The sequence below is a fragment of the Microcoleus sp. S28C3 genome, assembly GCF_036700785.1.
Classification (GTDB): Bacteria; Cyanobacteriota; Cyanobacteriia; order Cyanobacteriales; family Microcoleaceae; genus Microcoleus; species Microcoleus asticus.
In genome coordinates this window covers 33920-38035 of sequence record NZ_JAUBPO010000078.1, presented here as the reverse complement: position 1 = coordinate 38035, position 4116 = coordinate 33920, and the positions used below count along the sequence as shown (strand labels likewise).

Sequence of the window (4116 nt, the reverse complement as noted above, 5' to 3'; positions counted from 1 at the left end):
GGGAATCTCTCTCTAAATTCACCATAATTTCTACTCAGCTCCTTCTGAGTAAATTTGTGCTTAGTCTAAACTCCAGAAGGAAGTGATGCGATTTATAATCTGGGAAATTGGCTGAATGCTTTGGGATTGAAACTAACAGTTGCTGTTTGTACTGATACAGAGGATAATACTGCAAATGCTGAAACGCGATCGCACTTAACTGTCTAGCCCAACGATACAATGCCCAGTTTTAAATATTCGTCGCTGATTAATGCCACCGTTGAAGCAGTCTGGAACTTTCACGAAAGGCCGGACATTCTGCAACTTTTGACTCCGCCTTGGCAACCGGTTCAAGATAAGATGAGGAGCGACATACTATAATACAATTATGGCAGAAGTCCAACCCAGGGAAATTCAGCGTTATGTTGCCTCAGACGGTCAAGTGCCGTTTGATAACTGGTATGATTCGCTCCGAGATAGCAAAATTTCAACAATTATCAATAAAAGACTTAACCGAGTTATTTTGGGGAATTTGGGAGATTTTCAATCAGTTGGAAATGGAGTCTTTGAATTAAGGATAGACTATGGCCCTGGTTTCCGAATCTATTTTGGGCAAGTAGGCACAACAATTATACTTCTTCTGTGCGGAGGAGATAAAAGCACTCAAGACCGAGACATTCGCCAAGCAATAGAATACTGGACAGATTATAGGAGTTAAAAAAATGCCTAAAAGTTTACCGTATCATGACTTTTTGATGGCACGGCTAAAAAACCCCAGTTATGCGGCAGTCTATCTCGAAACTCATTTTGAATTAGATGAAGGCGAAGAACCTGACGAAGCATTGCTGAAACGATCTCTGAGCGATGTAGCTGAAGCTCTAGGTCAACCAAAAATGACTCCAGAAGAATATGAATTGCACTTAAAAAAACTGGATCAATTGCTGTCGCAGCAAGGAAGTGATGCGATTTATAATCTGGGAACTTGGCTGAATGCTTTGGGATTGAAACTAACTGTTGCTGTTTGTACTGATACCGAGGATAATACTGCAAATGCTGAAATGCGATCGCACTTAACTGTCTAGCCCAACGATACAATGCCCAATTTTAAATATTCGTCGCTGATTAATGCCACCGTTGAAGCAGTCTGGAACTTTCACGAAAGGCCGGACATTCTGCAACTTTTAACTCCGCCTTGGCAACCGGTGAAAATCATTCGCCGCGAAGGGGGGCTCGATGTGGGTGCTGTATCAGAATTTCGCCTGTTATTGGGGCCGATTCCTGTAAAATGGGTGGCGACTCACACTGAGTGCGAAAAATATCGCTTGTTTGTTGATGAACAAACTGAGGGGCCCATGGCAAGTTGGACTCACCGACACGAGTTTACCTCAGAAAATGGCAAGACTAGATTGACAGATGCGATCGCATTTTCGATACCGGGCGGCCCGATTGTCGATTTGTTGTTAGGTTGGTGGGTGGAAATGCGGTTAACAGATATGTTTCGCTACCGCCACGAAGTCACCAAAAAAGAGTGTGAAAAAGATGCAAACAACGGCTGAATATTACTGTGCTTTCTGCGGCGAACCGAGTACAACTTTTGTTGATATCAGCGCAGGTATGGAACAATCTTATATTGAAGATTGCCAAGTTTGCTGTCGCCCGAATGTTCTGTATGTCAGAATAGATGAAGATACTCTCGATATTGAGATAGACACTGACTATCAAGAATAAGTGACTATAAAAATGTATGAATTGTATTTGATGCTGACTTGGTAGAATTCATAAATTTTGAAGCTGCTGCTTCCACGAAAGCCCGAAAAATTCGAGAGTTTACCGAACAGTTTGGCGACATTTCCGGATGCCATTGAATTGCTATCATCCAAGGGTGATAGCAGTGTTCCATTGCTTCTACCAAAGTGTCAGGTGCATCGGCTACAATTCGCCAATCGGATGTTACCTTTCTCACTGCTTGATGATGCCAGGAAACAACTGTTGTTGAAGTTTTTCCCATAATTTTTGCTAGCCGACTGTTTGGCTCAATTTCAATGGTATGCTCGATCGCACGTGGCGGAATTCCCGATCCGTGATTAACCTCATCTCCGTAAGCATCCGGTACGTGAATCACCAAACTGCCACCGCTGGCTACGTTCAGCATTTGCATTCCCCGGCAAATCCCCAACACAGGTATGTCAGCCTTCAAAGCTAGCTTTGCTAAGCTTAATTCAAAATTGTCGCGTTCTGCATTAACCGAGTAAACTGTGCGATCGACATAACCGCCATAAAGTTCTGGGTTGATATCTCCGCCCCCGGAAAAAATTAAACCGTCTACTGCATCCAAAATACTACCCGGATCTAATTGATTGGGCGGCAGTAAAATCGGAATGCCACCAGCCGCCTGAACAGCATCAATATAAGTTCCATTTAAGCGATATGCGCCTGCTGAACAGCGGTTATGTGTTGTGATGCCAACGATAGGAAATTTTTTCATTTGCTAGAGACTGGGAGATAATTATTTAGATTAATACTCAGATTTTGCACTATTTGTAATCATTTTTTTATCGCGGACTCGAAGCCCACCCACAATAAAACTTACTTATTGTGAAACAGGCATCTTGCCTGTTTCTTGTCTGATTACTTGTGATAGATTCCTAGATTAAACTGAAAATTCCCTGCACTGCTGTCTAATTTGTAACAGTTTTAGTATTAGTTTCTGGCAGCGGTTTGCGCGTACACAGATAAGCCAATGGCCCGAACAGCGGTACTAATGTTACTGCCCAAAATGCTGTAGAGTTCTGCATTCCTCGGCGCGCCATATCGTCTCCTAACAAGGCAGGAAATAGCAGGCAAAGCATACAAAAATCTAAACTGCTTACATGGATAAAACGGCTGGTTTGCCACTGTTCAATAAAATCAGACCAATCGCCTTTTGTCAAGCCAAAGGCAACTAAACCAACAGCAGCTAATGTTAAGAAAATTCCAGTAAAACGGGAGTCTAATATCTTTAAAAAGATATTTTTATGACCGGGAAATTCTGGATTCGGTTCCCGCAGGGCTAAATAAGGCAGCAAGGCAAAGGCACCGACGCCAAAGGATAAAGTGGCAAATAACCATGCAGGTATTTTCTGCCCCCTGCCGTCAGCAAATAAGACGCAACTGTAGATGAGCGGCCAGACTCCCATGATGTTGAATAAAGCTACAATTAAAGGGTTGATGTCTGCTATTTTGCCTGTGGAAATATTGGTAATTAGTGTGATGGTTTTTTCTGGGCTGTCGGGTGGTGCAAATACAAAGGCGTAGGTGATAAATGCAATCCACAGCAGCCCAAATCCAATTTTTCTGAACATAGTTAGTTTTTCTGACTTCTGATATTACTATAACAATCTTAAAGGGTTTTTCAATAAGACTTTTTTATTTACCGCAGAGGACGCTATTGACGCAGAGGAAGAGAGGAGAATATCTGAATGTATTGCTATTGGGTATTGCGGGTTTTGGGCAGATTGCTAAATTTTTGCATAAATTGGCGATCGATCCAATCTTTCCAATACCACAGCAGCGCCGATTCCCACATGAAAGATCCGCGAGATGCGATCGCCCTTTTATTCCCCGTACCAATTAACCCTAAGTATTGTTCCTGCGGTGCAAAGGGCTTCAGCGGTTTTTCCAATAAAAACTGCTGCAAATTTTCAAACAGCGGTTTGCCCTGACGCACGGCAAACACGCCTGCTTTGGGACGGGGATAATTAACCATCGCAGCGATATCGCCAGCCGCAAATACGTTGCGGTGAGAGACTGATTGGAGGCAGTCGTTGACTTGCATAAAGCCGTTTGAGTCTGTGGCTAAACCGGATTTTCTGAGCCAATTAGCGGCGGATGCTTGTGTTACCCAAAAAATGCGATCGCACTCTAATTCTAAACCTGATTTACAGAAAATTTGGTAATCGGTCATTGGGATTTTGGAATTGGTTTCCCTGTCAATTTTTTCTACAGCACAGACTTGTTCCTTTAAATGCAATTGAATGCCGCGACTGATGAGAATTTTTTGAATGCGTCGGCGCACTCGATGGTTATGTGCAGGCATTAATTCAGCACCGCTGTGAAACAAATGAATTTCTGATGATAAATTTTCTAAATTTTCTTCCC

General features: G+C 42.8%; 7 protein-coding genes and 1 pseudogene. 5 read left to right on the top strand and 3 right to left on the bottom strand.

The genetic code is table 11. The features are described 5' to 3' along the window. Positions 1-219 precede the first annotated feature (219 nt). The 5 genes and pseudogenes from QUA13_RS21935 to QUA13_RS21915 form a co-directional block, all read left to right on the top strand. Positions 220-333: pseudogene (locus QUA13_RS21935) on the top strand (SRPBCC family protein); the annotation flags it as partial. Positions 334-367: 34 nt separating this feature from the next. After that, on the top strand, positions 368-697 hold the full coding sequence (locus QUA13_RS21930; protein ID WP_333184432.1) for a type II toxin-antitoxin system RelE/ParE family toxin: 330 nt from the start codon (positions 368-370) through the stop codon (positions 695-697). A 4-nt stretch (positions 698-701) separates the two neighbouring features. Then, the gene (locus QUA13_RS21925) at positions 702-1061 is read left to right on the top strand and encodes a transcriptional regulator (RefSeq protein WP_333184434.1); all 360 of its coding nucleotides are present in this window, start codon (positions 702-704) and stop codon (positions 1059-1061) included. 12 nt (positions 1062-1073) lie between these two features. Then, positions 1074-1535: an SRPBCC family protein gene (locus QUA13_RS21920; protein ID WP_333201862.1), complete on the top strand. Its 462-nt coding sequence runs from the start codon at positions 1074-1076 to the stop codon at positions 1533-1535. Next, positions 1519-1707, top strand: coding sequence for a CPXCG motif-containing cysteine-rich protein (locus QUA13_RS21915; protein WP_015176827.1), 189 nt, complete (start codon positions 1519-1521; stop codon positions 1705-1707). Before QUA13_RS21920 ends, QUA13_RS21915 begins: the two co-directional genes overlap by 17 nt. A 4-nt stretch (positions 1708-1711) precedes the next feature. Here QUA13_RS21915 and QUA13_RS21910 read toward each other — a convergent pair whose 3' ends face one another. From QUA13_RS21910 to QUA13_RS21900, 3 genes are all read right to left on the bottom strand, one after another. After that, complete coding sequence (locus QUA13_RS21910; RefSeq protein WP_333201860.1) at positions 1712-2464, bottom strand: gamma-glutamyl-gamma-aminobutyrate hydrolase family protein; 753 nt, start codon at positions 2462-2464, stop codon at positions 1712-1714. 193 nt (positions 2465-2657) lie between these two features. Further along, positions 2658-3320, bottom strand: coding sequence for a DUF2834 domain-containing protein (locus QUA13_RS21905; protein ID WP_333201858.1), 663 nt, complete (start codon positions 3318-3320; stop codon positions 2658-2660). A 125-nt stretch (positions 3321-3445) separates the two neighbouring features. Then, a partial coding sequence (locus tag QUA13_RS21900; RefSeq protein WP_333201856.1) for an FAD-dependent oxidoreductase occupies positions 3446-4116 on the bottom strand: 671 nt, incomplete at its 5' end.